The 1,067-nt window shown below is 64.9% G+C and carries 3 protein-coding genes; 2 read left to right on the top strand and 1 reads right to left on the bottom strand.

Translation table 11 applies throughout. From position 1 onward, the window contains the following. Positions 1-275: PPE domain-containing protein (locus A5707_RS19990; RefSeq protein WP_156658182.1), on the bottom strand; the 275-nt coding region annotated here is incomplete at its 3' end. A 296-nt stretch (positions 276-571) separates the two neighbouring features. Here A5707_RS19990 and A5707_RS19985 point away from each other — a divergent pair. Both A5707_RS19985 and A5707_RS23535 read left to right on the top strand, forming a co-directional pair. Further along, on the top strand, positions 572-871 hold the full coding sequence (locus A5707_RS19985) for a PE family protein (RefSeq protein ID WP_065012573.1): 300 nt from the start codon (positions 572-574) through the stop codon (positions 869-871). Between the two features lie 13 nt (positions 872-884). Beyond that, the coding region (locus A5707_RS23535) for a PPE domain-containing protein (RefSeq protein WP_156657385.1) at positions 885-1,067 on the top strand (183 nt) is incomplete at its 3' end.

Raw genomic sequence — 1,067 nt, 5'->3', positions numbered from 1 at the left:
GCGGCCCCGGCCTGGGTAGCGGCCTGGTCGGCCTGGGCGGCGCTGCTGCTCATCCACGCGATATAGGGCGCGGCGGCCGCGGCCATCGAAATCGACGCCGGGCCCGACCACAGGCCACTGATTTCGGAGATCGCCGAGCCGTAGCAGGACGCGGTCGTGTACAGGTCGGTGGCCAACACGTCCCAGGCAGCGGCGGCCGCCAACATCGGTCCCGCGCCCGCGCCGGCGTACATCCGGCCAGAGTTGACTTCCGGCGGTAATGCTCCGTAATCCACTACTTGACGTCCTGGCCTCGTCGGTCGCTACAGCCTGCCGATCTACTCGACCTCGTAGTCACGAATGCGATGCCCTTCCTCGCCATCGGCGACGGCTGCGATCCACTATCTGAGACATAAGTTCACTAATGAAGATATAAGGCGTTCAGAGGCGTCAGCGGTACGCAGTAATGAACTCTTTCTATCTTTAGGTGAACACTCGTCGTTGGTAGTGCACAGTCGGCTCCCGGCCATCTAACGTCGCTAGCGAGCGGCTCGTGAAGGCCGTTGAGACCGAGCACTGAGGAGAAATCAGCGTGGCGTTCGTAGAAACCCAGCCGGAGGTGCTATCCGCTGCGGCTCGCAATTTGGTGGCTATCGGCGCGTCAGTGGCGGCGCAGAATGCGGCTGCGGCGGGCCCGACGACGGGAATAGTGCCGCCGGCAGCCGATGAGATTTCGGCGCTGACGGCGGCACAGTTCGCCACGCATGCCCGGATGTATCAGGCGGCCAGCGTCCAAGCCGCGGCAATTCACGACATGTTCGTGAACATGCTGGGCACCAGCGCCGGTTCGTACGCGGCCACGGAAGCCGCCAACGCCGCCGCGACCAGCTAGAGGAGACGTAGTGCTGGATTTCGGGGCGTTACCGCCAGAGGTCAACTCCGCTCGCATGTATGCCGGACCGGGGTCGGCGGCGATGATGTCCGCGGCGTCGTCCTGGCGGTGGCTGGCCGCCGAGTTGGAGTCCGCCGCAATCGATTACGACAGGGTGATCACGCAGCTGACCAGTGAGTGGCGCGGCCCGGCGTCG

Source organism: Mycobacterium kyorinense (assembly GCF_001672775.1).
In the GTDB taxonomy this organism is placed as follows: domain Bacteria; phylum Actinomycetota; class Actinomycetes; order Mycobacteriales; family Mycobacteriaceae; genus Mycobacterium; species Mycobacterium kyorinense_A.
The sequence above is the reverse complement of the archived record's forward strand: the minus strand, read 5'-3'. Positions and strand labels throughout refer to the sequence as shown.